25 protein-coding genes are annotated in these 24,142 nt (G+C 43.9%); 11 read left to right on the forward strand and 14 right to left on the reverse strand.

The annotated features are described in order from the left end of the window. The first annotated feature begins 11 nt into the window (after window positions 1–11). From maf to RMO68_RS01280, 4 genes are read left to right on the forward strand one after another with little or no spacing between them, the layout of a single operon-like run. Window positions 12–557, forward strand: coding sequence for a septum formation inhibitor Maf (gene maf, locus RMO68_RS01265; RefSeq protein WP_310438891.1), 546 nt, complete (start codon window positions 12–14; stop codon window positions 555–557). Beyond that, window positions 557–1,663, forward strand: a complete 1,107-nt coding sequence (locus RMO68_RS01270) for an aminotransferase class I/II-fold pyridoxal phosphate-dependent enzyme (protein WP_409574817.1) — start codon at window positions 557–559, stop codon at window positions 1,661–1,663. Before maf ends, RMO68_RS01270 begins: the two co-directional genes overlap by 1 nt. Window positions 1,664–1,667: 4 nt before the next feature. Further along, window positions 1,668–2,366 (forward strand): ATP-binding cassette domain-containing protein, encoded by a 699-nt coding sequence (locus RMO68_RS01275; protein ID WP_310438893.1) that lies wholly within the window; start codon window positions 1,668–1,670, stop codon window positions 2,364–2,366. Between the two features lie 35 nt (window positions 2,367–2,401). Next, on the forward strand, window positions 2,402–4,366 hold the full coding sequence (locus RMO68_RS01280) for a PBP1A family penicillin-binding protein (protein ID WP_310438894.1): 1,965 nt from the start codon (window positions 2,402–2,404) through the stop codon (window positions 4,364–4,366). Here the strand turns inward: RMO68_RS01280 and RMO68_RS01285 are convergent. The 3 genes from RMO68_RS01285 to RMO68_RS01295 all read right to left on the reverse strand — a co-directional run bounded on the left by RMO68_RS01285 (window position 4,363) and on the right by RMO68_RS01295 (window position 7,429). Beyond that, on the reverse strand, window positions 4,363–4,926 hold the full coding sequence (locus RMO68_RS01285; protein ID WP_310438895.1) for a DedA family protein: 564 nt from the start codon (window positions 4,924–4,926) through the stop codon (window positions 4,363–4,365). The two genes, RMO68_RS01280 and RMO68_RS01285, sit on opposite strands and share 4 nt — an antisense overlap. A gap of 3 nt (window positions 4,927–4,929) precedes the next feature. Next, window positions 4,930–6,903 carry an excinuclease ABC subunit UvrB gene (gene uvrB, locus RMO68_RS01290; RefSeq protein ID WP_310438896.1) on the reverse strand — a complete coding sequence of 658 codons (1,974 nt, stop codon included), beginning with the start codon at window positions 6,901–6,903 and terminating at the stop codon, window positions 4,930–4,932. A gap of 70 nt (window positions 6,904–6,973) precedes the next feature. Further along, window positions 6,974–7,429 carry a DUF2721 domain-containing protein gene (locus RMO68_RS01295; protein ID WP_310438897.1) on the reverse strand — a complete coding sequence of 152 codons (456 nt, stop codon included), beginning with the start codon at window positions 7,427–7,429 and terminating at the stop codon, window positions 6,974–6,976. 132 nt (window positions 7,430–7,561) lie between these two features. Between RMO68_RS01295 and RMO68_RS01300 the strand changes: the two genes are divergently transcribed. The 5 genes from RMO68_RS01300 (at window position 7,562) to RMO68_RS01320 (ending at window position 9,775) form a co-directional block, all read left to right on the forward strand. Further along, window positions 7,562–7,834, forward strand: a complete 273-nt coding sequence (locus RMO68_RS01300; RefSeq protein WP_310438898.1) for a hypothetical protein — start codon at window positions 7,562–7,564, stop codon at window positions 7,832–7,834. Beyond that, complete coding sequence (locus tag RMO68_RS01305) at window positions 7,831–8,052, forward strand: hypothetical protein (protein ID WP_310438899.1); 222 nt, start codon at window positions 7,831–7,833, stop codon at window positions 8,050–8,052. Before RMO68_RS01300 ends, RMO68_RS01305 begins: the two co-directional genes overlap by 4 nt. 92 nt (window positions 8,053–8,144) lie before the next feature. Beyond that, a complete protein-coding gene (locus tag RMO68_RS01310; RefSeq protein WP_310438900.1) occupies window positions 8,145–8,474 on the forward strand; it encodes a hypothetical protein in 330 nt (109 codons plus the stop codon). Window positions 8,475–8,502: 28 nt separating this feature from the next. Continuing rightward, the gene (locus RMO68_RS01315) at window positions 8,503–8,796 is read left to right on the forward strand and encodes a c-type cytochrome (RefSeq protein ID WP_310438901.1); all 294 of its coding nucleotides are present in this window, start codon (window positions 8,503–8,505) and stop codon (window positions 8,794–8,796) included. Window positions 8,797–8,950: 154 nt separating this feature from the next. After that, window positions 8,951–9,775: a serine hydrolase gene (locus RMO68_RS01320; protein WP_310438902.1), complete on the forward strand. Its 825-nt coding sequence runs from the start codon at window positions 8,951–8,953 to the stop codon at window positions 9,773–9,775. On the opposite strand, the gene RMO68_RS01325 is transcribed toward RMO68_RS01320, so the two are convergent. From RMO68_RS01325 to RMO68_RS01340, 4 genes are all read right to left on the reverse strand, one after another. Next, on the reverse strand, window positions 9,770–10,966 hold the full coding sequence (locus tag RMO68_RS01325) for a HAMP domain-containing sensor histidine kinase (protein WP_310438903.1): 1,197 nt from the start codon (window positions 10,964–10,966) through the stop codon (window positions 9,770–9,772). The two genes, RMO68_RS01320 and RMO68_RS01325, sit on opposite strands and share 6 nt — an antisense overlap. After that, window positions 10,929–11,597 (reverse strand): response regulator transcription factor, encoded by a 669-nt coding sequence (locus RMO68_RS01330; protein ID WP_310438904.1) that lies wholly within the window; start codon window positions 11,595–11,597, stop codon window positions 10,929–10,931. Before RMO68_RS01330 ends, RMO68_RS01325 begins: the two co-directional genes overlap by 38 nt. After that, window positions 11,594–12,880, reverse strand: a complete 1,287-nt coding sequence (locus tag RMO68_RS01335; protein ID WP_310438905.1) for a Na+/H+ antiporter NhaC family protein — start codon at window positions 12,878–12,880, stop codon at window positions 11,594–11,596. The genes RMO68_RS01330 and RMO68_RS01335 overlap by 4 nt, the downstream gene beginning before the upstream one ends. 96 nt (window positions 12,881–12,976) lie before the next feature. Beyond that, entirely contained in the window at window positions 12,977–13,615 is a 639-nt protein-coding gene (locus RMO68_RS01340) for an acyl-CoA acyltransferase (RefSeq protein ID WP_310438906.1), read from the reverse strand. A gap of 55 nt (window positions 13,616–13,670) precedes the next feature. On the opposite strand from RMO68_RS01340, the gene RMO68_RS01345 reads away from it, so the two are divergent. Further along, window positions 13,671–14,351 carry a L,D-transpeptidase gene (locus tag RMO68_RS01345; RefSeq protein WP_310438907.1) on the forward strand — a complete coding sequence of 227 codons (681 nt, stop codon included), beginning with the start codon at window positions 13,671–13,673 and terminating at the stop codon, window positions 14,349–14,351. Window positions 14,352–14,356: 5 nt separating this feature from the next. Here RMO68_RS01345 and RMO68_RS01350 read toward each other — a convergent pair whose 3' ends face one another. From RMO68_RS01350 to glyQ, 3 genes are all read right to left on the reverse strand, one after another. Then, a complete protein-coding gene (locus RMO68_RS01350; RefSeq protein ID WP_310438908.1) occupies window positions 14,357–15,376 on the reverse strand; it encodes a cytochrome-c peroxidase in 1,020 nt (339 codons plus the stop codon). Window positions 15,377–15,450: 74 nt separating this feature from the next. Next, complete coding sequence (locus tag RMO68_RS01355) at window positions 15,451–17,691, reverse strand: AAA family ATPase (RefSeq protein WP_310438909.1); 2,241 nt, start codon at window positions 17,689–17,691, stop codon at window positions 15,451–15,453. Continuing rightward, on the reverse strand, window positions 17,691–18,572 hold the full coding sequence (glyQ, locus tag RMO68_RS01360) for a glycine--tRNA ligase subunit alpha (protein ID WP_310438910.1): 882 nt from the start codon (window positions 18,570–18,572) through the stop codon (window positions 17,691–17,693). The genes RMO68_RS01355 and glyQ overlap by 1 nt, the downstream gene beginning before the upstream one ends. 106 nt (window positions 18,573–18,678) lie before the next feature. Between glyQ and RMO68_RS01365 the strand changes: the two genes are divergently transcribed. Then, a complete protein-coding gene (locus RMO68_RS01365; RefSeq protein WP_310438911.1) occupies window positions 18,679–20,943 on the forward strand; it encodes an ABC transporter substrate-binding protein in 2,265 nt (754 codons plus the stop codon). On the opposite strand, the gene RMO68_RS01370 is transcribed toward RMO68_RS01365, so the two are convergent. Genes RMO68_RS01370 through RMO68_RS01385 form a run of 4 tightly spaced genes read right to left on the reverse strand, consistent with a single transcriptional unit; the run spans window position 20,940 to window position 24,129 of the window. Next, window positions 20,940–21,797, reverse strand: a complete 858-nt coding sequence (locus RMO68_RS01370) for a damage-control phosphatase ARMT1 family protein (RefSeq protein WP_310438912.1) — start codon at window positions 21,795–21,797, stop codon at window positions 20,940–20,942. The two genes, RMO68_RS01365 and RMO68_RS01370, sit on opposite strands and share 4 nt — an antisense overlap. Further along, the gene (locus tag RMO68_RS01375; RefSeq protein ID WP_310438913.1) at window positions 21,794–22,267 is read right to left on the reverse strand and encodes a DUF3972 domain-containing protein; all 474 of its coding nucleotides are present in this window, start codon (window positions 22,265–22,267) and stop codon (window positions 21,794–21,796) included. The genes RMO68_RS01370 and RMO68_RS01375 overlap by 4 nt, the downstream gene beginning before the upstream one ends. A 43-nt stretch (window positions 22,268–22,310) precedes the next feature. Continuing rightward, on the reverse strand, window positions 22,311–22,805 hold the full coding sequence (purE, locus tag RMO68_RS01380) for a 5-(carboxyamino)imidazole ribonucleotide mutase (protein ID WP_310438914.1): 495 nt from the start codon (window positions 22,803–22,805) through the stop codon (window positions 22,311–22,313). Window positions 22,806–22,836: 31 nt separating this feature from the next. Next, complete coding sequence (locus RMO68_RS01385; RefSeq protein WP_310438915.1) at window positions 22,837–24,129, reverse strand: peptidase U32 family protein; 1,293 nt, start codon at window positions 24,127–24,129, stop codon at window positions 22,837–22,839. Between the last annotated feature and the right edge of the window lie 13 nt (window positions 24,130–24,142).

Consider the following 24,142-nt stretch of genomic DNA (forward strand, 5'->3'; position numbering starts at 1 on the left):
ATGAGGTTCGCATGTTGAGATTGTGTTCATCTTCGATAACCCGTGCCGAACTTCTCAAAGCTGCGGGTATCCCCTATTTGCAAGAGTCCCTCGATTTCGATGAAGATTCGATTATCGCTCCCACCCCTAAAAACTTTGTGTATCAAGCGACACTCGGAAAATACCGTGTTAATTTTGAAAAATTCGGATGTACCGATTATCCACTCCTTGTCGCTGACACGGTTGTAACCGCGCAGGGAAAAATTTTACGCAAAGCGAAAGACGAAGCCGATGCACGGATGATTTTGGAGACCCAAAGCGGTTCAGAGGTCGCAATCATCACCTGTATGATCTACAAAACTCCACGGCTCGAACTCCTCGACATCTCTTCGACCCACTATTTTTTTGATGTTTTTGATCCAAAAGAGGTTGAGAATTACTTACGAAGCGGTGAATGGCGAGGTAAAGCGGGCGCGTGTATGGTAGAGGGATTTTGCAAACCCTATATTCGTGAAGTACGCGGGTTTGAGAGTACTGCAATGGGGCTTAGTATCGAAGTGTTAAAGCCGTTTTTATGATGAATCATCCTTACGAGAGTGAACTCAAAGCACTAAAGCGTTCAGGTCGCTATCGTGAACGCCGTATTCGTGATAGCGCACTTATTGATGCCGCATCAAACGATTATTTGGGACTTGCTGAGAACAGAGAACTCCATCTTAAAGCGTGTGAGACCCTCTCTGCGTACCCTGATCATGCTCCGAAAGCGTCCATGTTGGTCAACGGCTATCATCCGATTCATGCCGCCTTTGAGCGTGCATTATGTGAGGCGAATGGATTTGAAGCGGGGATCGTCATGGGGAGTGGGTTTAACGCGAATATCGGTCTCATCGAAGCGTTAATACGTAAAGGGGATGTCCTCTTAATGGATGAGGAGTATCACGCCAGCGGGGTTGCAGGATCGCGTATGTGTGAGGGAGAAGTTGTTTTTTTCCCTCACAACGATGTGAGTACATTGGAAAAAGAACTGATTCGCTCATCTGGGAAACGGACGATAGTGGCAGTTGAGGGGATATACTCGATGGGGGGCGATTGTGTCTCACGAGAGATCATTGAGCTTGCCGTAAAATATGAGGCGATTTTGATTTTGGATGAAGCTCATAGTAGTGGGGTGATCGGCGAGTCACTAATGGGAATACTCGATTACTATGCTATTGCACCGACACCACGCATGATCAAAATGGGGACTCTAGGCAAAGCGTACGGCAGTTTCGGAGCCTATGTCCTCTCCTCGGCGCATATTAGCGACTATCTCATCAACCGCGCAAAAAACGTGATCTATGCCACGGCCCCCTCACTCTATGATACGGCATTGGCTCACCATTCATTGATATTTATCCAAACAAACGTAAAAATTCTGCGCGAAAAAATAAAGATTCGTCAACGTATTGTCCGTGAAATACTCGGGATTGATGTACCCGGATTGATCGTCCCGATTGAAATCGGGGACAACCGTGAAGTGATAGAACTCCAAAAGCAGTTAAAAAATGAATTGGGAATAGAGGTAGGAGCCATTCGTCAACCGACGGTGAAAAAAGCGATACTTCGTCTTATTACACGGCTTGACATAGATGAGGCAGTTTTAGTGCAGGTGTGTGAGCGTTTAACACAGATTTGGGTAAAATAATAATATGAATAGTATTCATATTGATCGGCTTAAGATTACCCATAAAGATACGAAGTTAGTGGATATTTCGTTTGAGATTCGACGGTCGTTGGCATTGGTGGGAGAAAGCGGGAGCGGCAAATCGCTTACCTTAAAAGCTCTACTGGGAATTTTGGATCCGGCGTTGGAAGTTTTTTTCGAAAAACGATCTGATTTTGAGTGGAAGAGAGGAGAAACACTCTCTCTTGTTCCTCAAAATCCGTTTACGGCACTTTCACCGCTTACGCGAATTAAAGATCAGATGTTTCTCTATCAAGAGAGAAGTCGAGAGCTTTTTGCCCTATTGGGTTTGGATGAAACACTTTTGGAACGATTTCCCCCTGAATTATCGGGAGGACAGCTACAGCGTGTTGTGGTTGCAATCGCTTTAGGTTCAAATCCGAAACTTTTGTTACTCGATGAGCCGACAACCGCACTGGATCCTTCCTCAAAAGAGGCTATGATTACATTATTAAAAAAATTACAAGAATCAATGGGATTTTCGATGTTGTTTGTAACCCACGATATGAGTGTAGCATCAGCATTATGCGAAGAGATTTGTATTCTTCGAAACGGTCTTGTAATCGAGGCAGGAAAAATGGTCGATGTCATTACCTCCCCCAAAGATGGATATACCCAAGCGCTTATAAGCGCTGAATTTAAAACCAGAGGATTTAGAAATTGATCAACTCCTATGAAGAAGTACCGCTACGGACAAGAATGAGAAAATACATGCTCATTGGTCTGGGAATTATTGTGATGATTCCCGTTGTGTTTTTAGGGTACCTTATCTACACTTTTGAATACGAAACCCAAAAACTGATCAAATATCAGCCCCGTTTGACAACGGAAGTTTATGATCGTAACGGGAATAAAATCGCCAATCTTTTCAGTGATGAGCACCGTTATTATGTCTCGTATGAAAATATTCCTCCAAGATTGATTGAAGCCCTCTTGGCGATTGAAGATACGATGTTTTTTGAGCATGGAGGAGTTAACCCCGATGCGATAATGCGGGCAATCATCAAAGACGTAAGTGCCGGAAAACTCAAAGAAGGGGCAAGTACTATCACTCAACAGTTGGTTAAAAATACCCTTCTCAATCGTGAAAAGAAATTTTCACGTAAATTTAAAGAGGTTTTGTACGCGATACGAATTGAGCAAGAACTCTCTAAAGAGGAGATTTTAGAGCGCTATTTCAATGAAATTTATCTAGGGCATGGGTATTACGGGATCAAAACAGCATCTGACGGCTATTTTCGTAAACCTCTTAAAGAGTTAACCTTAAAAGAGATCGCGATGCTCGTCGGTCTTCCAAAAGCCCCTAATTTTTATTCTCCGACCCGAAATTATGAGTTGTGCCTAGGACGGGCTAACCGTGTTATCGGACGGATGTATGAACTGGGATGGATCGATCAAGCAACCTATGAAAAATCAACACAAGAGCGTCCAAAAGTCTACAATGACACCCTTAGTAAAAACTCGGGTCCCTATATTATCGATGAGGTTATGCGTCAACTCGGCGATGCCTTCCCTGATATTCGCAGCGGCGGGTATAAAGTTTACACAACTATCGATATGCGTCTTCAGGAAGCAGGATACAAAGCGCTTCAGTCAGGTCGTGACGAGATTTTAAAACGGGCGCAAGAAGCGGGTGATTTGGACGAGAACATGCAGCGTCAGCTCAATGGCGCCCTTATCAGTTTAAATCCCCACACGGGAGAAATCTTGGCAATGGTAGGAGGGTATGATTATGCCCTCAGCCCCTACAACCGTGTAACGCAAGCTAAACGTCAACCCGGTTCAGCTTTTAAACCGTTTATTTATCAAGTAGCACTCGACAGCGGTATGTCTCCCTCTTCGATGGTACCCGATATCGCTCGTACCTATACGTACGCCGGTGATGACGGTGAAGAGAAAACGTGGCAGCCGAAAAACTATAAAAATGAGTATAAAGGGATGGTTACGATTCGCGATGCACTTACCCATTCACGTAACCTTGCTACGATCAATATGGTGAGTGATATGGGATTCGGGAAAATTACCGACGGCTTAAGACGTTACGGTATTGTTGAAAATCTTCCTCCCGATCTCTCTATTGCTCTGGGGACAATCTCTATCTCTCCTATCGATTTGGCAAAATATTACACGATGTTTGCCAGCGGAGGGGCACTAACAAATCCGATGCTGGTACGACAGGTAATAACCCCAAAAGGGGAGACGATTCAGTATCAAAATAAAAGTCGTCAAGTCAATACGCCGCAGCAAATTTATTTAATGACCTCGATTCTCAAAGATGTTGTGAGTCACGGTACGGGAACAGCCGCACGTGTCGGCGGTATAGAGATAGCCGGTAAAACGGGAACGACCAATAAAAACGTCGATGCATGGTTTGTCGGTTATTCACCGACGGTAGAGACGGTAGTTTGGTTCGGACATGATAATAATACCCCGATGCGCCGTAGTGAAACGGGAGGGCGTGCCGCAGGACCTGTTTTTCGTTATTATTATGAAGATATGTTACGGATTTATCCGAATACGAAACGTTATTTTGATGTTCCTGCGGGAGTGTATCAAGCTCCTACGGATGATCAAAACGGAAGCGAAACATTTACCGACACCTCAGTAGCTCCGGATGCAACGCAGGAAGAGGCACCGAAAACCGAAGAGAAGTTACTATTTTAACCTTTTTTCTTGGTTGCCGATGAGAGATAAAACCACGTTGCCCCGCCGATGATAACAAGCATAATCGGGGCGAGATAAGGCTTATCGGAGATCAAATCATACGCCTTTATTAACGCTCCTCCGAAAAGATAACTTCCCCCCCCGACGACGACTGCCCAGATAGCTGCGCCGATGGCATTGTACGCACTGAATTTCCAAAAATCATACTTGGTTAATCCGATGGCTAAAGGGACGAGGGTTTTAAGCCCGTAGATAAACTTTTTAACGACGATGATCCATGATCCGTTTCGTTTGAGGAGGAGATGAGAAAATGCGAGTTTTCGACGGTGCTTTTTAAAGTACTCCATCATTTCACGCTTGTGGTATCGAGACATATAAAACATCAACGAATCTCCGATAAAATTGGCGATCATAGCGATGGCAATGGAGAGCGATATATCCATTTTCCCCATAAAGCTGAGAACCCCTGCACCCAAAAGGGCGACGAATCCCCCTCCAAGAGAGTAGAGAAAGAGCACAATGTAGCCGTACGTCGAGAGGTTATTGAGCATGTCATCCATAAATCATAATTTCCTTATTTTTGCTATTTCATCACGCAGTCGCGCCGCTTCTTCGAATTCGAGTTTTTTAGCGGCTTCTCTCATTTTGAGGTTCAGCTCTTCGATCAGTTTTTTCCGCTCGGCGGCGGGGAGTGTTTTCGCTTTTTTGGAGCGGTTGTATAAATCGCCGACATCTTCGAGTTTGAGATTCTCATCCAGAGAGCGTTTGGTGGTGGTTGGGGTGATACCGTACTTTACATTATAGGCCTCTTGCAGGGCACGTCGATCCGTGGTCGTTTTGATTGCTCTCTCCATCGATCCGGTAATCTTTTGCGCGTACAAAATAACCCGTCCGTGTTCATTTCGTGCCGCACGTCCGATTGTTTGGATGAGGGCGGTTTCTGAGCGGAGAAATCCCTCTTTGTCGGCATCTAAAATCGCCACGAGACTCACTTCGGGGAGGTCTAACCCCTCTCGGAGGAGATTGATCCCGATGAGGACATCGAAATCTCCGACACGCAATCCCCGTATGATCTGATTGCGCTCGATAGCGTCGATTTCGGAGTGCATATACTGCACTTTGATCCCTAAATCGGCGAGGTATTTGGCGAGGGCTTCCGCCATTTTTTTAGTGAGTACCGTCACGAGGACACGATCCCCAAGGGCTACGGTTTTTTTAATCTCATCGTGTAAATCTTCGACCTGATTTTCACTCGGTTTGATCGTGATGATCGGATCAAGGAGTCCGGTAGGTCGGATAATCTGATGAGCGATGGTGGTACTGACATCGAGTTCTTGAGCCGATGGAGTGGCGGAGACGAACATATAATGGGGCGCTTTGTTCATAAATTCATCGATCATGAGAGGACGGTTATCCAGAGCACTCGGGAGGCGGAATCCGTAATCGACGAGTACCTCTTTACGGCTTCGATCCCCCGCAAACATCCCCCGAAACTGCGGTAAACTCACATGGCTCTCATCGACGATAATCAAAAATTTATCGTGATGGAGGGTGAAATAATCAAGCAAGGTATAAGGGGCTTCTCCGGGGAGTTTATCGGTGAGGTGGCGGGAGTAGTTTTCGATCCCCTTACACATCCCCGTTGCCTGCAGCATTTCGAGGTCAAATTCACATCGTTGTTTGAGCCGCTGTGCCTCGACAATTTTTCCTTGTTTGTCGAGCTCGTTAAGCCGTTCTCCGAGTTCATCCTCGATCCGTTTGATCGCGCGCGCGAGTTTCTCCTGCCCTACGGCAAACTGGCTGGTGGCATAGATGGTGACACTCTCTTGCTTTTCGGTCATCGTGTTGCTGAGGGGTTCAAAAAAGGTTAAACGCTCCACTTCATCTCCGAAAAACTCGATCCGAACTGCTTGATCCTGCCAGTAGGGGGGATAGATATCGACGACTTCTCCGTTCACCCGAAAGTGACCGCCGTCGAAATAGGTGTCGTTACGGGCATACCCCATCTCAACGAGGCGAAGGAGGAGCTTTTTTTGGTTGATCTCATCACCGACGGCGATAACTTGCACCATCTTTTCATACTCTTCCGGATCACCGAGTCCGTAGTTGGCAGAGACGGAGGCAACCACGATAACATCATCGTAGCTAAGGAGATTCGCGGTGGCGGAGAGGCGTAGACGCTCCAACTCATCGTTGATTGAGCTGTCTTTTTCGATAAATAAATCTTGGCGGGGAATGTAGGCTTCGGGTTGATAATAATCGTAGTAACTGATGAAATACTCGACATGGTTTTCGGGAAAAAATGAGCGAAACTCACTGTAGAGCTGTGCCGCGAGAGTTTTATTGTGGGTCATAATAATCGTGGGGAGCTGAACGCTCTCGATCACCTTCGCCATCGTGTAGGTTTTACCGCTACCCGTTACCCCCTCAAGGGAGACATAGCGTTCACCGTTTTTAATGCCCGATGCAAGAGCATCGATAGCGACGGGCTGATCACCGGCAGGTTGGTAGGGTGTATGGACTTTAAAAATCGGCAATGGGTAACCCTGTCATAAAGATTTGAAATTATAGCGCAAATGCTGTTTTTCACATGATCTGCTGACGATATCAATCACTATCGGATTGGGCTAATCCTTTTGGAAGTTCAATCCAAAGGGCTTTGAGTGAGAGATCAAGATCGTAGATGAATAAAAAAAGCGAAAGGATCAAGCTGATGATACTGGAAATAAACAAAATGATGAGGATATAGGTCATATTAAAATGGTACAGAGCAGATCCGAATAGACCAATGATAATAAATGAAACCAATAAAACGCTCAGTACGGCTAAAAAGTTACTGCTTCGAATGACTTTTGCTCTTACCGTGAGTATTCTAAGCTCTTCTAAAATACGCTCTTGGTCTATCTGCGAAGTATGACGATACTCAACCGAAAGTTGACGTGTTCTATCGACTATCCGCCCGAAACGGTTGGTGAGACTTAAAATGATTAAACCGATCCCTGAAATAAGAATGACGGGGCCGATTGCTAATTGCAATGTACCGATAAGATCATTTAGTAACATCAAATACCTTCTACTCAGTGTTTAACTATGTTTGTAAATTATAGCGGAATATCTGATTTGGAGGTATTGGCGGTGAAGCTGAGCTAAACTGTGTTAAAATTATGAGACAGACTCTATCACGCAAGGTTAATCATGCTATTTAATCCTACCCCATTGGAAAAACTGACCACACTCGTTACCGATTTACTTGAAAAACAAGTTGCACTCAAAGCAGAAATCGAAACCCTTCGAAGTGAAAGCGCTTCGATACGCGGTAATGAACAAACAAAAGATGCCGAGATTCAGCGTCTTCATGGGGCCCTTGCTTCAAAAGATGAAGAGATTAAAATGTACAGTGATGAACTTGCTGCTAAAGATGCCGAGATTGAGACGATCGTTTCTAAAATCGAAAGTTTGCTTGGATGAAAACCAAAGTAACCCTCACCCTCAATGCCAAACGTTACGACATTGATATCGAGGAAGATTTTGCCCATTTTTTAACGGCTCAAATGAAACAAGATTTTCATATTGAGGGGAACAATGATATTAAACTTCTTCTCCAAGCCTATGTCCGTAAAAGTTTTGCATTGTATGAACAAGAAAAACAGATCGGCGACTTAGTTGATCGTCTTCAAAAACTCTAAATCCCCTTTCACAATCACTTCACAATAACCTTTTATACTGCTCTCATCCAAAGAGAATCTCGTAAGAGAACTCTTTTAAGAAGGAGTTGAAAATGAATAAGTTACTTTCACTGTTATTGGTTGCGGCACTTAGTGCCTCAGTAGCATCAGCAGATGCTAAAGCAGGTCAAAAAGTCTATTTGAAAACACTTAAAGCGAAGTTCAATATGAACGGGACAAAATTTGCCGCAGAGCATACGGTGGCAGAATGGGAAGAACTTTTCGCAGATAATGCAAAAGGTTTTATCAAAGAGTATGGAGAACGTTTCCCAAATGCGGTACCCGTTTTAACGAATCTTTCGATGGGCGACAAGCTTCAAGATATCGGAGATTTTGCTAAAGAGTACGGTTCGGATAGCGGCAATGTTCCGAGTTGTGGTTGAAAAATAAAATAGGATAAAAGGATATATTATGAAAATGTTACTTGCAATATTGGGTTTGAGTGTTATGTTGAGTGCTGCGGACGGCGGTGCTTTGTATCAAAAATGTGCGGCCTGTCACGGTTTGAAAGGTGAAAAAGCGGCTCTTGGAAAATCGGAAGTAATTTCAGGATGGAGCTCTGCAAAAACACTCGAGGCACTAAAAGGGTATAAAGCGGGAACGCGTAATACCAAAGGTATGGGTGCCATTATGAAAGGACAAACGGCAACGCTCAGCGATGGCGATATGAAAACCCTTGCGGATCATATTTCGGGGCTAAAATAATTTTCCTCTTTTTCCTCCGCATAAGCGGAGGATTATTCTCCATTTATACGTTTCAGTTGTTCACATCCTTTTAAAATGATCCGATTTATCGGATAATAGTGTGGTCATATTTACTGTTTTTAGCAATAATAAACCATTACAACAAAGGGTCGGGATGTTCAAATCGTTTATTTTCTTTTTTCTTCTCTCCATCCTCTCACTTCATGCCGAAATCGATTCTGAAAAACTTGATAAGTTGAATGTGGAAGCATTATTGGTCAAAAATCTTAAAAACAATGAGATACTTTATTCAAAAGAGGCGTTGCGCGAGGTGAAGCCGGCGAGTTTGACTAAAATTATGACGGCCATTTTAGCTATTGAAGAGGGGGAATTAACCCGTCTTGTCGTTATTTCAAAAGAGATGCTTCAAGTAGAACCTACCAAAGCCGGCTATAAAGAGGGGGAGATCTTTTTGTTGGGCGATCTCATTAGAGCGGCTTTGATCAAATCGGATAACGATGCCGCAATGGCGGTTGCGATAGCCATCGGAGGATCGGTCGAAAATTTCAATAAGATGATGAACGCAAAAGCTGTGAAGATAGGGATGGTGAACAGTGTGTTTACGAATCCTTGCGGATTTGATATCGGTAACCATCACTCTACACCGCAAGATCTTCTGGTTTTAGCGGAGTACGCTATCCAAAACCCTGTTTTTAACGACATAACCCGCTTAAATCAACATACCTACTATGCACTTAATAGCTCTCGAAAGTTTGTCGCCAATACCCATAATCAGCTTCTCAACAAATATGAATACGCGGTCGGAGTCAAAACGGGATATACCTCTAAAGCAGGACCGTGTTTAATCGCCCGTGCCAAAAAAGAGGACAGAGACTGTTTGATTGTGATGCTTAATTCTAAAGAGAACCGTTGGAAAGCCGCAAAAGAGATTTTTGAACAGGTATTTGTCCCCTCACAAGCTGTTTTGGCATCCTTATAAGGGTTTCAACTCCCAGTTTACGCAAATCTTCGTCCCTTTTTTCTCTTCGGACTCAATAGCGATTTTGAGATCATATTCACGGGCGATCATCGCGACAATGTTCAGTCCGATACCGAATCCTCCTACACTTTTATCGGCACGTGTATAGCGTTCAAATACCCGATCAATCATATCAGAAGGGATACCGATACCGTTGTCTTCGATACATAAACTTCCCTCAAAAAGGGAGATACGAATTTTACCTTCCATTGTGTTGTATTTGATGGCATTGGAGAGGAGATTGTCAACAAGTCGGGTTGCTTTAGTTTTATCGATTATAAAAGTAATATCAGGCTCTAGCGTAAGTTCCAGAACGATTTTTTTTTGCTCAATGCGGTGACGGAAATACTCCAGTCGCTCTTGCAAAAGGTGTGTAAGATTGATCGGGCTATTATGGACGGCTAAATCGTGATTGAGAACAAGATAGGTAAGGTCGTCATAAAGGGTGGAGATCGTACGTGAAGCAATTTCGATCCGTTTGAGCTTCTTTTCTACCAAAGGAGGTAATTCATACTCGTGCAACGTTTCGATATTGGTTAAAATCGCACTTACAGGGGTATTAAGTTCATGTGTCGTATCTTTAATGAAATCATCAAGAAGGGCAATAGCTTCATTCATAGGGCGTAAAAACATTCGTGAAAGGCTAAACCCTATGACTCCGAGGATCAAAAAGAGAAGGGATCCGAAAATTAATGAGTTGATAAGGGCTTGGTGCTGCCAGAGTTCATCATCACGCGTTTCAAATACCAGATAATATTCCCCTAATCCATAAGGAGAGAGGGCGATGATGAGGTGGATGTATCCATTATGCAGAGCAATGTTTTCACTAAAATCGTGATGTTTTTGGACTAAATTTCCGACTAATAGATCTTTATCGTATCCGTAAAGCGCGGTTTTATAGGCGAGGTCGGTAGGGAAAAGGGGTAGATCATGACCGCTCTCAAGCCATATTTTCAGACGAGGAACGTAGCTTTCAGATTGCAGCTGCATGGCAAGGCGATGAGATGAGAGCATTTGTGCTTTCATGGATTCGTAATAAAGGGTTGCCATAAGGGCTAAAATCAAGATGCTCATGACCCCATAAAGGGCTAGAAATCCCCTGAGAGTACGGTATTTAGCGAAATTGATACCCGAGGCGTTTGTGGCTGACAATGGAGTCCTTTCCGAGAAGTTTACGAAGCGTTTTTATGTAGGTACGCAATGAGCCGTCGCTAGGGATTTCGTCATAATCCCACAGATGCTCCATAATCATTTCGTGCGAGAGAAGCTCATTTTTGTGTTGTATAAAGAGCTTGAGAAGTTTATGCTCTTTGAGTTGAAGGGTTTGCATTTCACCGTTAACGATGAGCATTTGGTTTTCGGTGTCGTAGGTTATCCCCTCGCTAAGTGTCAGTACATCGGTGGGATTATGGTAAAAATTCCGTTTCAAAATCGTTTGAATTCGCAATAAAAGTTCTTTGAGTGCAAAGGGTTTGCGAATATAATCATCCCCGCCGCTCTCAAACCCCTCTTCGACATCGCTCATAGCATTGCGTGAAGTGATAAAAATGGCAGGAGTTGAGTTTCCCGCTTTACGGCTTGCTTTGAGTAAAGAGAATCCATCACCTGAGGGAACATTGACATCGAGTAGTAACACATCAAACTTTTGCTCATAGAGGAGATCTTCGGCTGAGGGTGCATCATAAGCACAGGTGACGTTATACCCTTGCTCTTCGAGGTATTCGCTGACACTCTCCGAGAGATTCGGGTCATCTTCGAGGAGGAGAAGTTTGATTTTGCTCATGTGAGGAGTATTCCAAATAGTATAAAGAGAATGAATGAAAATGCGGCAGCGATCAGGGCATAAGGAAGTTGAGTTCTCGTATGTTCTTGGACACTGCATCCACTTGCCATAGCCGAGATAATGGTAGTGTCTGAGATGGGAGAGCAGTGATCACCGAATACACCTCCCGATATTGCTGCACCAATCGCTAGCGCTATGGGAGCATCGAGACCGACGGCGAGAGGGATCGCTATCGGGAGCATAATACTAAAGGTTCCCCAACTCGTCCCCGTTGCAAACGCGATAATGGCCGCTAATATAAAAACAGCTCCTGCAAGGTATGCCGAGGGGAGATAATCTCCGATAAACGAGGCGAGATATTTGCCTACTTCCATATCGGAACTGACTCCACCGATAGCAAAAGCGAATAACAAAATTAAGGCGATTGGAGTCATCGAGCGCGCACCGCTTAGTGCTGCACCCCAAAATTCTGACAAAGAGAGGGCATTTTTATATCGATAGTACCCCAACATCAGTAGTAATGTGATAAAAAGGGTATAAAAGATCGAGGTAGAGCCGGAACCCTTAAAAATATCTCCATTTCCTGTGACAAACATGAGGAGAATGACACCACCGATCATCCAGACTATCGGCCATATAAAGAGACCGATATCTCCTTTCGCATCTTCACATTCGATTTCAGGCGCATTCAGGGTGGCATGGCGCATCGGACCGATATCGATCTCATACCATACCGCGATAAAAGTGACGAGGAGAGCCATAAAGGCATAAAAGTTAAAAGCAATCGATTGAACTAGCCATGTGGCACTTTCACCTGCGATAAAGCCTGCCGTAATTTGACCTCCGATAAGTCCGAGCAAAAGCGCCCCCCACCCGTTGAGGGGTATGAGTGAGCAGACAGGTGCCGAAGTGGAATCGCAAACAAAAGCGAGTTTGGCACGGCTGATACCGTAGCGATCACAAAAAGGGCGTCCGATTGCTCCGGCAACGAGAGAAGTGATGGAAGATTCGATAAAGACGATGATTCCTGCAATAAAGCTGGGCATCAGCGCACCCCGTTTGGTTTTAACGACGGAGCGTTTGACGCTCAGCTCATGCACCAAACCATTCACCCCGCCGCTTCGTTCGATAAGTGTCATAACGGAGCCGACCATAATAGCGAATGCTAGAGTTTTAAGCACCCATGCTTCGCTCAAGAGCCCTGCAAAACGCTCAAAAATAAGAAGAAGCGTATCAACAGGGTTAAAATCGGCAATGATAAACTCACCTATCAACACAGCCATGGCGAGAGCGATAAAAACAGAACGGCTGAAAAAAGCGAGGAGAATAGCGATGAGCGGCGGTATTAATCCTAAAAGAGCGTATTCTATAGGGAATCCTTACAATATCATTTGAAGTCGCATAATGCCGGCACGGTCAAATTGCTCTTTGTAATATTCGCTCCGTTTTTCGTCAATAACTTCAAATCCTAGTTTTTTATAGATAATTTCATTCTCTACTGAACCGATTTCAACAGAGGTTTGTACTTTTCGATACCCTTTGAGGCGTGCGGTAAGCATACTCTTTCCGATAAGCTCTTTGTAAACGTCGATACTTTTGTATTCGGATTTGACAAGCATAAAATCTAAGACAAACGTTTTATTATCGGCTTCACCTTCGCAGAGTAAGTAGGCGGCAATCCGTTCGTGGTAGGTTTCGTCAAATCCGATCTCTTCGAGTGCTTTAGAAAAGATTTCATGCGTTGCGATACGCGGCTCGTATCCGCAAATGGTTCCGATGAGAGCTCCATCAGAGACGGCAATAAAAAAGTTGGAAAAGTGGCAATAGCTTTTGGTGGATGTGAGGGCAAGACGTTTGAGATGGGAGAGTAAGGCTGTATCTTCGGAGGTATTGAATACTAGATCAAACAATCCGATTTTTTTGCCTCCACGGGAACTTTCCAGTAATGCTTGGGCTATAATGTCAATATCTGCCTCGGATGCTTTACGAACCGTAATTGCCATCAGTGCCTCACTCAACCAAATTTTCTATATGCTATACTACCTAACTTTAAAACAAACTAAGAACAATGACATGTTGAAAATAACTTTAGCCCTTTCACTCTTTTCGCTCCTCTCATCTGTGGTTGCATCGGAGCAACTTATTGTCGTACTTTCACCTGAGTTAAACGCTACCACAGCGGTAATGCAGAAATACGAAAAGCAAAAACAATGGAATGCGATCGGGGATAAAACCCCCGTTACGTTAGGTCGAAGCGGTTTGGGATACGTTGCTTTTAAAACACCTCTCAAAAATGAAGGGGATGGAAGATCTCCGAGTGGAATCTTTCCAATTACGGCAGCTTTCGGGTATGATCGGAATACTACGATCAAACTTCCTTACTGGCATGCGGATGAAAATCTTTATTGTATTGACGATATCAATGATTCGCGCTACAACAGAATCCTCCGTATTTATGATAAAACTTCTCTTCCTGATAGCTATGAGGTGATGCGACGTCCTGATGGCGTCTATCGTTACGGAGCGGTGATCGGGTACAATGAATCGGGTGTGAGCGGGCGCGGTTCATGTATCTTTATCCATCTCAATCAGAGTGATAAGCGTCCGACTTCAGGATGTACGGCGATGAATGAAGAAGCGTTGATGGAATTACTTAAATGGTTAGAACCCGTGAAAAAGCCGCAGATTCTACAGATTTTAAAAAGTGAATGTGGGAAATACCGAGAAGAATTTCCCGGTATTGTATGTGAGTAAATTTTTTAGTTATTAATAACGTCTACTTTAGGGGTTTTAGCGGTAGAAGCCGGAAGCATCGGATAAACGATTGTCGGTTTTTTACCCTCTAGCGCTTTTAGGAAGGTTTCGATTTCAGCTGTCTCTGTATCGCTCAAATTAGCACCGAGTTGGATACGTCCCATCTCTTTAATCGCTTCGTTAAGGGTTGCGATTTGACCGTTATGAAAATAGGGAGCTGTTTCGGTGACGTTACGTAAAGTCGGTACACGTACCATGCCGTTAGCATCCCCTTTGAAATCACCCACGTTCATATGTTTGTATTGACCCGTTACGTTAAATGCATTCATGGTTCCGCCTAAAGCGATATCGTTGTGACACGTTGCACACCCTTTATCGATAAAGGTTTTAAGCCCTTTTTGCTCCGCTTTGCTCAAAGCATTTTTCTTTCCGTTAAGGAAATCATCATAGCGTGATGGGGTAACGAGGGTACGCTCGAATACGGCAATGGTATCGGCTACCTTTTCAAAAGTTACTTTCACATCTTTACCGTATGCTTTTTTGAATGCATTGACATACGCTGGGATAGAGTTGACAACACCCTCTACGAAATCTTTCGGTGCCGCCATCTCCGGTCCTGCTTGGATCGGTCCTTGCGCTTGGTCTTCGAGGTGAGGAGAGCGTCCATCCCAGAACTGTTGACTATAAAATACAGCATTGTAAACTGTCGGAGAGCTCAAATGGTGCGGGTTAGCGGTCCACTTGTGCCCGATAGCCGCAGCCATTCCATCTGTTCCGCCGATGGCGAGATTGTGACAGGTATTACAACTGATTAAACCGCTTTTTGAGAGGCGCGGTTCAAAATAAAGCATTTTTCCGAGTTCTACTTTTGCCGCAGTGGTCGGATTCTTAGAATTGGAAGTGAGTTTTTCGAGTGCTTTTGCATTAGCGGGTATCGGTTTTAAACCGGCAGTTTTAGCCTCATCGATGAGTGAAGCACCCATTAGCGTTGTGGTGACAATCGCCGAAATCATTAAAGCTTTCATGGCCTATCCTTATAAGTAGAATGTATTAGAATGATAATTGTAGCACTAATTAACTAAAGGAAAATTTTTATCCTCTAGTTAGTTTGTAATTCCTGCATTACGGTTGAACGTTTTGTATGTTCCAACCGTCTGCACGCCGATTCAAACGCTCCGCTCTCTCCGATCAGAATACAATGCCCTTTTGCACGGGTGATTGCAGTATAGAGGAGTTTTGTATTTAACATAATAAGATGTGAAAAACTCATAATAACGACGACTCGCTCATACTCCATGCCTTGAACTTTATGGACACTTAAAGCATACGATAGACTTAAAAAATCACTGATTTGGTCATATTTGTATTGAACGATAACTTCTTCATTGGGGTAGTAAACATAACAGAGTTCCTCTTCTTCATCGAGCCGAAAAACAAGGCCGCACATACCGTTAAAAATACGGCGTTCACTCGGGTCATGTGCTTCTTTGAACTCATCGGGGGTGTAAGAGGGGAAGTTTTCATTTTTGGTGTGAACAACTTTGTCCATCAGGCGAAACTCCCCTTTAAACGTTTTAACTTTTTTTTTGGGATTGGGGTTGAAATACTCTTGCAAAATAAGATTGAGATTATCGACACCAAGTGCATTGGCGCGCATCGGTGAAATCACCTGAAAGGCACTTAGGTATTCACGTATCGCTTTGGCGTGAAGTTTTTCACGAGACTCGGGTAGATGTGTTAGGGTTATGGAAGCGACTGCGGCAAGCGTATTGTGCGCATGGGTTTTAAGTACCTCTTCAAATTCTGAAGCACTGAGAGAGTTTTTGAGGGCGTGTCGATTCGGGAGATCGACATTGATAAAGGTAAAGTCTTCATACGTATCACGATACGGCGGAATAATCCCTCGACGAATATCATTAGCGATCAGGGCAATGGCTTGCTCCTCTCTTTGGCGATAGATTTGGGTGAGCATGATTGTGGGGGCAAGATTAAGAGCAATCGCATCCGAGAGAGGATTCCCCGCACCGATAGGAGGGAGCTGTGCGTCATCACCGACGATGATAACGGTGGCATCACGATCAATCTTTGCTATTAGACGTGAAAAGAGCATGGAGTTGATCATCGACGCTTCATCGATCAAGATTACCTTAAAGGGCATGGTGTCGTGCGATTCAAAGCGAACCAGAAGACTTTGGATCGTGGCACTCTGATAACCGCTTCGTTCGCGAATTCTTTGAGAGGCGATACCGCTGAGAGCACAGGTCATAATAAGGCTCGGCTCATGTCGGGTGGACAAAAGGTCTAAGAGCGCTTTTGCAGTCGTGCTTTTCCCCGTCCCCGCATACCCGACGAGGAAGATTAATCCTAGCCCTTGGTTAATCAATTCTAATGCGGCATATTGTTGTTCTCCAAGGGTGAGAGAACGGGTATCTAAAAATAGTTTCAAATTATCGCTGAGAGGTTCTTGCGTACTTCTGCCACGGCGTTTAAATTCATTTAAGAGCAGGGTTTCGGCTTCATAAATACGGGTTGGGGAGAGTTTTAAGCTGGGTAAGAGGGTAATACTTCCCTCTCGCAGTCTGTCATCAAGTGCTTCATCGTATCGGCGATGATTTCCCAGTGCCAAAAGAAGATCGAGCCGAGTAAACAGTCCATGACGCTCAATACAGCTATTTCCCTCAGAATCACAATATTCACTCAGCGTATATTCCATTGCGGCTTGGATCCGTCGTTCATCATCACTTTCTAATCCCATATTAAGAGCGATTTCATCGGCTTTTTTAAACCCGATTCCGTTAATCCGCATTAGAGAGTAAGGGTTATGCTTAATAGCTTCGATAGGATTTTTAACCTCACGCAAAGCTCCTGCAATAAGACGAAGCAATGCAGGGGTAACACCGAAAGGTGCCAAGAATTCCCCTAAAAGCCGCATGGAACGAAATTGTTTCCATCCGCTTGAGAGTTTTAAGAGACGTTTTTCGTTCATCCCTTTAATTTCCATTAGGCGTTCGACATCATTATCGAGAATAGTAATAAGCCCTTCTGTCCCGTATTTTTCGATTAGCTCCGCAGTGAGTTTTTTGGTAAATCCTTTGACGACGCGGTTGAGAAAAAAGAAGAGTTCGTTTTGATTAACGATAAGGGTCTGGGCTTTAAACGTCCGCCCGTGTTGGCGATGTTCTTCCCATGAACCTTTGAGGGTAACAGCGGCATTTAGAAGATGATCCACGTCACTTTCATAGTAATGGGCGCTGATTTTATCCCCGCTTTTAAGTGCGGCAATAAAGAAACCGTTATTTTGGTAGATAATTCGATCGATTTGACCGATGAGGGTTTGCATTAGGCTCTAACGCGGAGGTTTCTTTCCTCTTCTTGTGCTTTGTAGAGCTCCGCACACCCACGGGCGAGTTCACGGATTTTGAGGATATAGTTGGCCCGCTCGGTAACGGAGATCGCTTTACGCGCATCGAGGGTATTAAACGTATGGGATGCCATCATACACAGATCATACGCGGGAAGCGGGAGTTGGGCTTCGAGACACCGTTTGCACTCGGCTGCTTTGGACTCAAAATCGTTAAAGAGCATCGCTGTATCGGCAATTTCAAAATTGTATTTTGAAAATTCGATTTCACCCTCTTTATGGATGTCCCGGTAGAGGGTTTTGCCGAATTTATTCTCACTCCATACGATGTCAAACACCGTATCGACCCCTTGCAGATACATCGCCAGACGTTCCGTTCCGTAGGTGATCTCGACCGCTACCGGATCACAGCTTACGCCGCCTACTTGCTGAAAATAGGTGAATTGGGTTACTTCCATACCGTTGAGCCACACTTCCCAACCCAATCCCCAAGCACCGAGTGTCGGAGATTCCCAGTTGTCTTCGACAAAACGGATATCGTGGTCTTTAAGATTGAGTCCTAAATATTCTAAGCTTTTAAGATAGAGTTCTTGAATATTTTCAGGGCTTGGTTTGATAAGGACTTGAAATTGGTAATAGCTTCCCAAACGGTTCGGATTTTCACCATAACGTCCGTCTGTCGGACGGCGGCTTGGGGCAACGTAGGCGACGGACCACGGCTTTGAATCGAGTGAACGCAAAAAGGTAGCAGGATGAAACGTTCCCGCACCTGCGGCTACATCATAAGGCTGAACGATAGCACACCCTTGCTCATTCCAAAATTGTTGTAATTTTAAAAGTAAATCACCAAACGTAATCATAACGGTTCCATTAAATAAGTTGCGTTATTATACCAAAAACAGCGTTGCAAAGGGTTTTTTAAAGCAATTATCCCTATTATAAGAGGAATTAATAAAGGCAGTCATAATGAAGCGATATTTGTTTTTCTTATTTTTTTGCTTCACAGCCCTTTTGGCGCAACCGCCGATAGAAAAAATATCCGTTAAATTACAGTGGGCAGATCAGTTTCAATTTGCCGGATATTATATTGCGAAAGAAAAAGGCTTTTATCGTGATGTAGGTTTGGATGTTACTATCCAAAAGTTTGATCCGAAAAAGCTTGCCATTGATGAGGTTATGAGCGGGCGGAGTACCTACGGCATCGGACGTTCTTCCCTTTTGATTGATCGGATGGCGGGGAAGGATGTGGTAGTTCTGGCCGCAATTTTCCAAACCTCACCTTTCATTCTCCTTTCGCAAAAATCTTCAGATATTCAAACCCCGCGCGATTTGATCGGAAAGCGGATCATGATGACCGAAGATTTCCAAGATACGATCTCGATTCGGGCGATGCTCAATTCTCAAGATATACGGATGGGGGAACTTAAGTTTTTAGAACATAGTTTTAATCCCATGGACATTGCTAACGGTAAAACCGATGTTATGGCTTGTTATATCTCCAATGAGCCCTTTATTTTAAAAGAAAAAGGGATAGAAACAAATGCAATTAACCCTGAAGCCTACGGATTTGATTTTTACAGCGATATCCTTTTTACCTCTGATTCAGAAGTACGTAATCATCCTAAACGGGTCCGTGCATTTGTTGATGCTACCCTCAAAGGGTGGGAATATGCATTTGCACATATTCCCGAAACGGCACATCTTATTCGTAAACACTACAATATGCAAAATAAATCGTTGGAATCTCTTATTTATGAAGGGGAAGTACTTAAATCGTTGGCATATCGAGGAAATAAGCCGTTAGGATCGATATCGGTTGATAAATTTCGTCGCATTTCAGATATCTATAGGGTCATGGGGATTCATCAAAATGAAAAGCGATTAGAGGGATTCATCTATGATGATGCTGAATATCAAACAATCCATTTAAGTGTTAATGAACGCTCATTTTTACACACGAATAAGATCCGTTATACCTCTACACTCTCCTGGCCCCCCTTTAACTTTCATTCAGAGCATAATCATATTCAACTTCAAGGGATAGCGGCAGATTTTTGGAAACTCATTGTGGACCGAACCGATATGGAAACCATTTTTGTTCCCTCTTCTACATGGGCCGGTGTTTTAGAAGCGATTAAAACGAAAACGGCAGATGTGACACTGGGAACCTCTATTTCTAAAGATAAAGAGCCGTATGCTATTTTTTCAAAACCGTATGCTTCGTTTCCGAATGTAATCGTTACCGATAAAACGATTAATTTCCTTCCAGGGCTAAAGGCACTGGAGGGAAAACGTGTTGCCATTGGGGAAGGGTATAGCGTGATTGAAAGTGTGACCTCACACTATCCGAGTATTACCGTTGTCGAAGTTGAAGACACCCGTGAAGCTCTAAAGTTACTGAGTAGGGGACGAGTAGATGCCGTTATTGATATCCTTCCGGTAGTTGCTTATTTAATAAATGCTGATCATCATGTAGATCTTAAAATTTCGGGTACAACCGAATTTGATTTTGAAGTTCGAATGATGATACGGAATGATTACCCGGAACTTAAAACGATTATTGATAAGGCGATTGACGCAATAACGCCGGCAGAACGGCAAAGAATACTAAACCATTATATTTCGATCACGTATGAAGATAGGATTAACTACACATGGATTTATGGAATTGTAGTGGGGGCATTGTTCATTATTTCCATTTTTGTTTATCGCCAATTTGAGATGGGAAAATACCATAAGCGGCTTTTACGGATGGCAACTACGGATCCTCTGACAGGGCTATGTAATCGCATACGTTTGGATGAAAAGTTGCTCGAATGTCATGAATATTACAAGCGGACACACCGTACATTTTCAGTCATGATTATGGATTTGGACCATTTTAAACGGATCAACGATACGTATGGGCATCTTATCGGAGATAAAACGTTAGTTAACCTCTCTCAATTGGTACAAGAGAATATTCGTAACATCGATATAGCAGGACGATGGGGAGGGGAAGAATTTATGATCATTTGTCCTGAAACGAATCTTGATGGGGCGAAACAGCTGGCAGAAAAAATAAAATCGATCATAGAAGAGTGTGATTTTCCCCATATTCATACTTTGACCTGCAGTTTCGGGGTTAGTGAGGGACGTGAGGGTGATCGAATAGAAAGCATCGTCGGACGGGCGGATAAGGCATTGTATCGAGCGAAAGAAGAGGGGAGAAATCGGGTCTGTACCGCTTAAGCGAGTTTGCAGACAATATCACCGATTTCTCTTTCCAAAGAGGCAGCGACAACCGAACATTTGACCTTTAAGAGAAAACAGATATTTTGACGACGCAGCGGAGTCATACACTCGTAGTTTCCCATCCCTTTGGCGATGATTAAATCAGCACTGTCAAAAAGGTTTTTGGCTTCGAAAGAAGCGAGTTCATAGACAAATCCGGGAGTAGGAACACCGCTATCTAATACGGTACATATGGTGTCTATTTCCCCTTCATAGGCTTCTTTTAGGGTGACATCATTGATGATAGGGTTACCGCGCACCATATAGGTAAAAGTGATATTCGGATAGAGTTTTTGAAGCGATTGGATTGCCAGTGCATCAAATAAATGCTCTCCCGCATTGTCTCCGATATAGAGGAGTGTTTTAGCACGTGTGAGCGCATTGCGTAATAGTTCAGTATTATCGTGGGCAAACGGTGTATGAAAAACCGACATAATCGCCTCATGCAAATCAAAACTGACTTCGGCAGCTAAATCGATAACATTTCCGACGACGGCTGTTTTGAGTGTCGCGATGAGGGGATCATTACTTTGTTTGATAGTTTCTTTCAAAAAAGGGAGATAGGTTTTGGCTTGGGCGGAGGCGTGAAGTTTTTGGTGCGCGTACAGATCATCGGTGTTCGCAAATTTTGCCATCTGCTCGTATAAAGGTGCTGCAAGTACAGGCGGAGAAAGGGTAAAATCAGCATTTTTAAGAGCATTTTCAACATAGCTGAGAATGGTATCTCTTAGCGCATTGTCCGCATGAATAGCGTCACAAACACGTTGACTTTGAGCCGTTATGCACCCAATGCATTCAGGTTGTATGGTCATTGTGAAGCGTGATCGTCGATTACTTTGCCCCACATCAGTTTGTATTTACGACGCATAAATTCAACCTCTTGCTGAGAAAGTTTGAGCTGTTCCGTGAGGGTTGCAATAGTACGACGATCTTCATCATAGAGTTCTTGAAGAGAGGAGAGGGCATCTTTGAGAAATTCGTTTTCGTTTTTAATCGATTCGATCGTCTCTTCTTTGGCTACAAGGACTTTTTCGTGCAGATTGATAATAGTTCCGATTGTTTTTTCGACAAAACTGGCGCCGAGGGTAATATCCGCTTCTGATGCACTGAGCTCTTGCATCGTTGCGGGAACCAGCCCCTCCATCCCCTGACCCGGATCGATGATCACTTCTCCGTCTTCGATAAGTGTGGTGAGCTTGCCACGGACAATTAAGGCTTCAACGGCACTTCGATCCATATTGGTCATGTGAGCGTAGTCATCAATACTCATCCATCCTTGCATTTTCCACCACCTCTAGAATTTTATTTAACGATTATAGCAAAACTTATAAGATAGTCTCAATTTCCAATGAATCCATTTCCACTTTTTTAGCTTTTGCAATTCGGTCTTCTTGGAGTTTCATACGTAACTCTTCATTTTCAAGTGCTAAAATCTGCATTGCAAGATAAGCTGAGTTGATTGCTCCCGCTTTACCGATGGCAACGGTGGCGACAGGCATACCGGCCGGCATTTGGACGGTTGAGAGAAGTGCATCGATTCCGCTAAGGGCTGACGCGCTCATAGGTACACCGATAATGGGTTTGATTGTTTTAGATGCTAATACCCCCGCCAAATGGGCTGCCATCCCGGCTGCTGCGATAAAAACCTGAGCCCCTTTGGCCTCTGCTTTGAGGACATACTCTTTGGTACGTTCCGGGCTTCGATGGGCGGAAGAGATAATGAGCTCATATTGTACACCGAACTCTTCGAGTGTTTGTGAACACGATTGCATGACGTCAAAGTCACTTTTACTTCCCATAATAATTGATACAAATTTCATTTTAGACTCCTAAGGTTTGTTTTAAATTGAGTTAGCATTTGGTGACAGTACCCATATCTTCTGTTGCGGGGATACGGAAAAAGGTGAAGTGAGGCAGGCTACACGGCAGTTTAAAACGGTTGAGGTTTCCGCTATGGACTTGATCCCAAATCTTGCCGTTTTCAGCAAGAAGCTGTTTAAATGAGATATACCACTCCCCATTCTCTTCCCATATTTTTCCCACATCGTTATCGATTGCCTCAAGGGTACTTTTCTCAGGGAAAACGAGTTCCATCGTATCGTTCGGGAAAGTTTTATATTTACATTCGAAATACTCTCCTGATTCATCCACGATACCGCTGACTTGATGGGTTCCCATCATCATCGAAAAATCAAGATTTTGTGTATCGTGTTTTTCAAAAGGGCGGTTTACGAGGTAAGCATCGGTAAAGCCGCGATTTTGCATGGTGTTGAGCTCTTTTTGATAGCTTTCGGGATCGCTTTTACCTTTATAATAATCATCGATGGCACGGCGATAAACTTTTGCGGTAATAGCGGCATAGTAGGGGGCTTTGGTGCGCCCTTCGATTTTGAGCGAGTCGATACATCCCGCATCCAGAATCTCTTGGATATGAGATGCTAGATTGAGATCTTTGGAGTTCATGATATAGGTGCCGATTCCTTCATCTTCTACCAGTTTAAAAAGGGTTCCCGTTTCAGGATTTGCCGCATACATCTCATACGGAAATCGGCAATCGTTGGCACAACTTCCTCGATTTGGGACACGTCCGCTTTGGAGTGTTGAGATCAAACAGCGACCGCTGTAGGCAAAACACATGGAGCCGTGGACGAACACTTCGATCTCCAAGTCAGGGAGTTCTTCTTTAATTTGTTTTAAATCTTTGAGGGATATTTCCCTCGCGGCGATAATGCGGCGTGCTCCCATGTCGTAATAAACTTGAGCATCAAGGACGTTCATAACGTTTGCTTGGGTTGAGAGATGCAGCGGTATATGAGGGGCGATTTGGTGAGCAAGTTTGAGGACTCCGGGGGTAGCTACGATAAAAGCATCGGGTTCTAAGGATGCCATAGTGGCAATATGCTCTTTGAGAAGTTTTAACTGGGAATTAAACGGGAAACCGTTTATGGTGACATAGACTTTACGACCTTTATCATGGGCATAGTCAATCCCCTCTTTAAAGCTTTCCAAATCGAATTCTTTACCTGAACGGATACGGAGTGAAAAATGGCTTACACCGCCGTAGACGGCATCAGCACCGTAGTCAATAGCAATTTTCAGCTTTTCTAAATTCCCTGCAGGGGAGAGGAGCTCGACTTTTTTCAATATGACTCTCTTG

The sequence above is a fragment of the Sulfuricurvum sp. genome (genome assembly GCF_031427015.1).
Classification (GTDB): Bacteria; Campylobacterota; Campylobacteria; order Campylobacterales; family Sulfurimonadaceae; genus Sulfuricurvum.

Bases quoted from the DNA above. Each gene is read 5' to 3' on its own strand.
- maf (WP_310438891.1), top strand. From the start codon at position 12: ATGTTGAGATTGTGTTCATCTTCGATAACCCGTGCCGAACTTCTCAAA.
- RMO68_RS01270 (WP_409574817.1), top strand. From the start codon at position 557: ATGAATCATCCTTACGAGAGTGAACTCAAAGCACTAAAGCGTTCAGGT.
- RMO68_RS01275 (WP_310438893.1), top strand. From the start codon at position 1,668: ATGAATAGTATTCATATTGATCGGCTTAAGATTACCCATAAAGATACG.
- RMO68_RS01280 (WP_310438894.1), top strand. From the start codon at position 2,402: ATGAGAAAATACATGCTCATTGGTCTGGGAATTATTGTGATGATTCCC.
- RMO68_RS01285 (WP_310438895.1), bottom strand. From the start codon at position 4,926: ATGGATGACATGCTCAATAACCTCTCGACGTACGGCTACATTGTGCTC.
- RMO68_RS01295 (WP_310438897.1), bottom strand. From the start codon at position 7,429: ATGTTACTAAATGATCTTATCGGTACATTGCAATTAGCAATCGGCCCC.
- RMO68_RS01300 (WP_310438898.1), top strand. From the start codon at position 7,562: ATGCTATTTAATCCTACCCCATTGGAAAAACTGACCACACTCGTTACC.
- RMO68_RS01305 (WP_310438899.1), top strand. From the start codon at position 7,831: ATGAAAACCAAAGTAACCCTCACCCTCAATGCCAAACGTTACGACATT.
- RMO68_RS01310 (WP_310438900.1), top strand. From the start codon at position 8,145: ATGAATAAGTTACTTTCACTGTTATTGGTTGCGGCACTTAGTGCCTCA.
- RMO68_RS01315 (WP_310438901.1), top strand. From the start codon at position 8,503: ATGAAAATGTTACTTGCAATATTGGGTTTGAGTGTTATGTTGAGTGCT.
- RMO68_RS01320 (WP_310438902.1), top strand. From the start codon at position 8,951: ATGTTCAAATCGTTTATTTTCTTTTTTCTTCTCTCCATCCTCTCACTT.
- RMO68_RS01330 (WP_310438904.1), bottom strand. From the start codon at position 11,597: ATGAGCAAAATCAAACTTCTCCTCCTCGAAGATGACCCGAATCTCTCG.
- RMO68_RS01335 (WP_310438905.1), bottom strand. From the start codon at position 12,880: ATGGCTGTGTTGATAGGTGAGTTTATCATTGCCGATTTTAACCCTGTT.
- RMO68_RS01345 (WP_310438907.1), top strand. From the start codon at position 13,671: ATGTTGAAAATAACTTTAGCCCTTTCACTCTTTTCGCTCCTCTCATCT.
- RMO68_RS01350 (WP_310438908.1), bottom strand. From the start codon at position 15,376: ATGAAAGCTTTAATGATTTCGGCGATTGTCACCACAACGCTAATGGGT.
- RMO68_RS01355 (WP_310438909.1), bottom strand. From the start codon at position 17,691: ATGCAAACCCTCATCGGTCAAATCGATCGAATTATCTACCAAAATAAC.
- glyQ (WP_310438910.1), bottom strand. From the start codon at position 18,572: ATGATTACGTTTGGTGATTTACTTTTAAAATTACAACAATTTTGGAAT.
- RMO68_RS01365 (WP_310438911.1), top strand. From the start codon at position 18,679: ATGAAGCGATATTTGTTTTTCTTATTTTTTTGCTTCACAGCCCTTTTG.
- RMO68_RS01370 (WP_310438912.1), bottom strand. From the start codon at position 21,797: ATGACCATACAACCTGAATGCATTGGGTGCATAACGGCTCAAAGTCAA.
- RMO68_RS01375 (WP_310438913.1), bottom strand. From the start codon at position 22,267: ATGCAAGGATGGATGAGTATTGATGACTACGCTCACATGACCAATATG.
- purE (WP_310438914.1), bottom strand. From the start codon at position 22,805: ATGAAATTTGTATCAATTATTATGGGAAGTAAAAGTGACTTTGACGTC.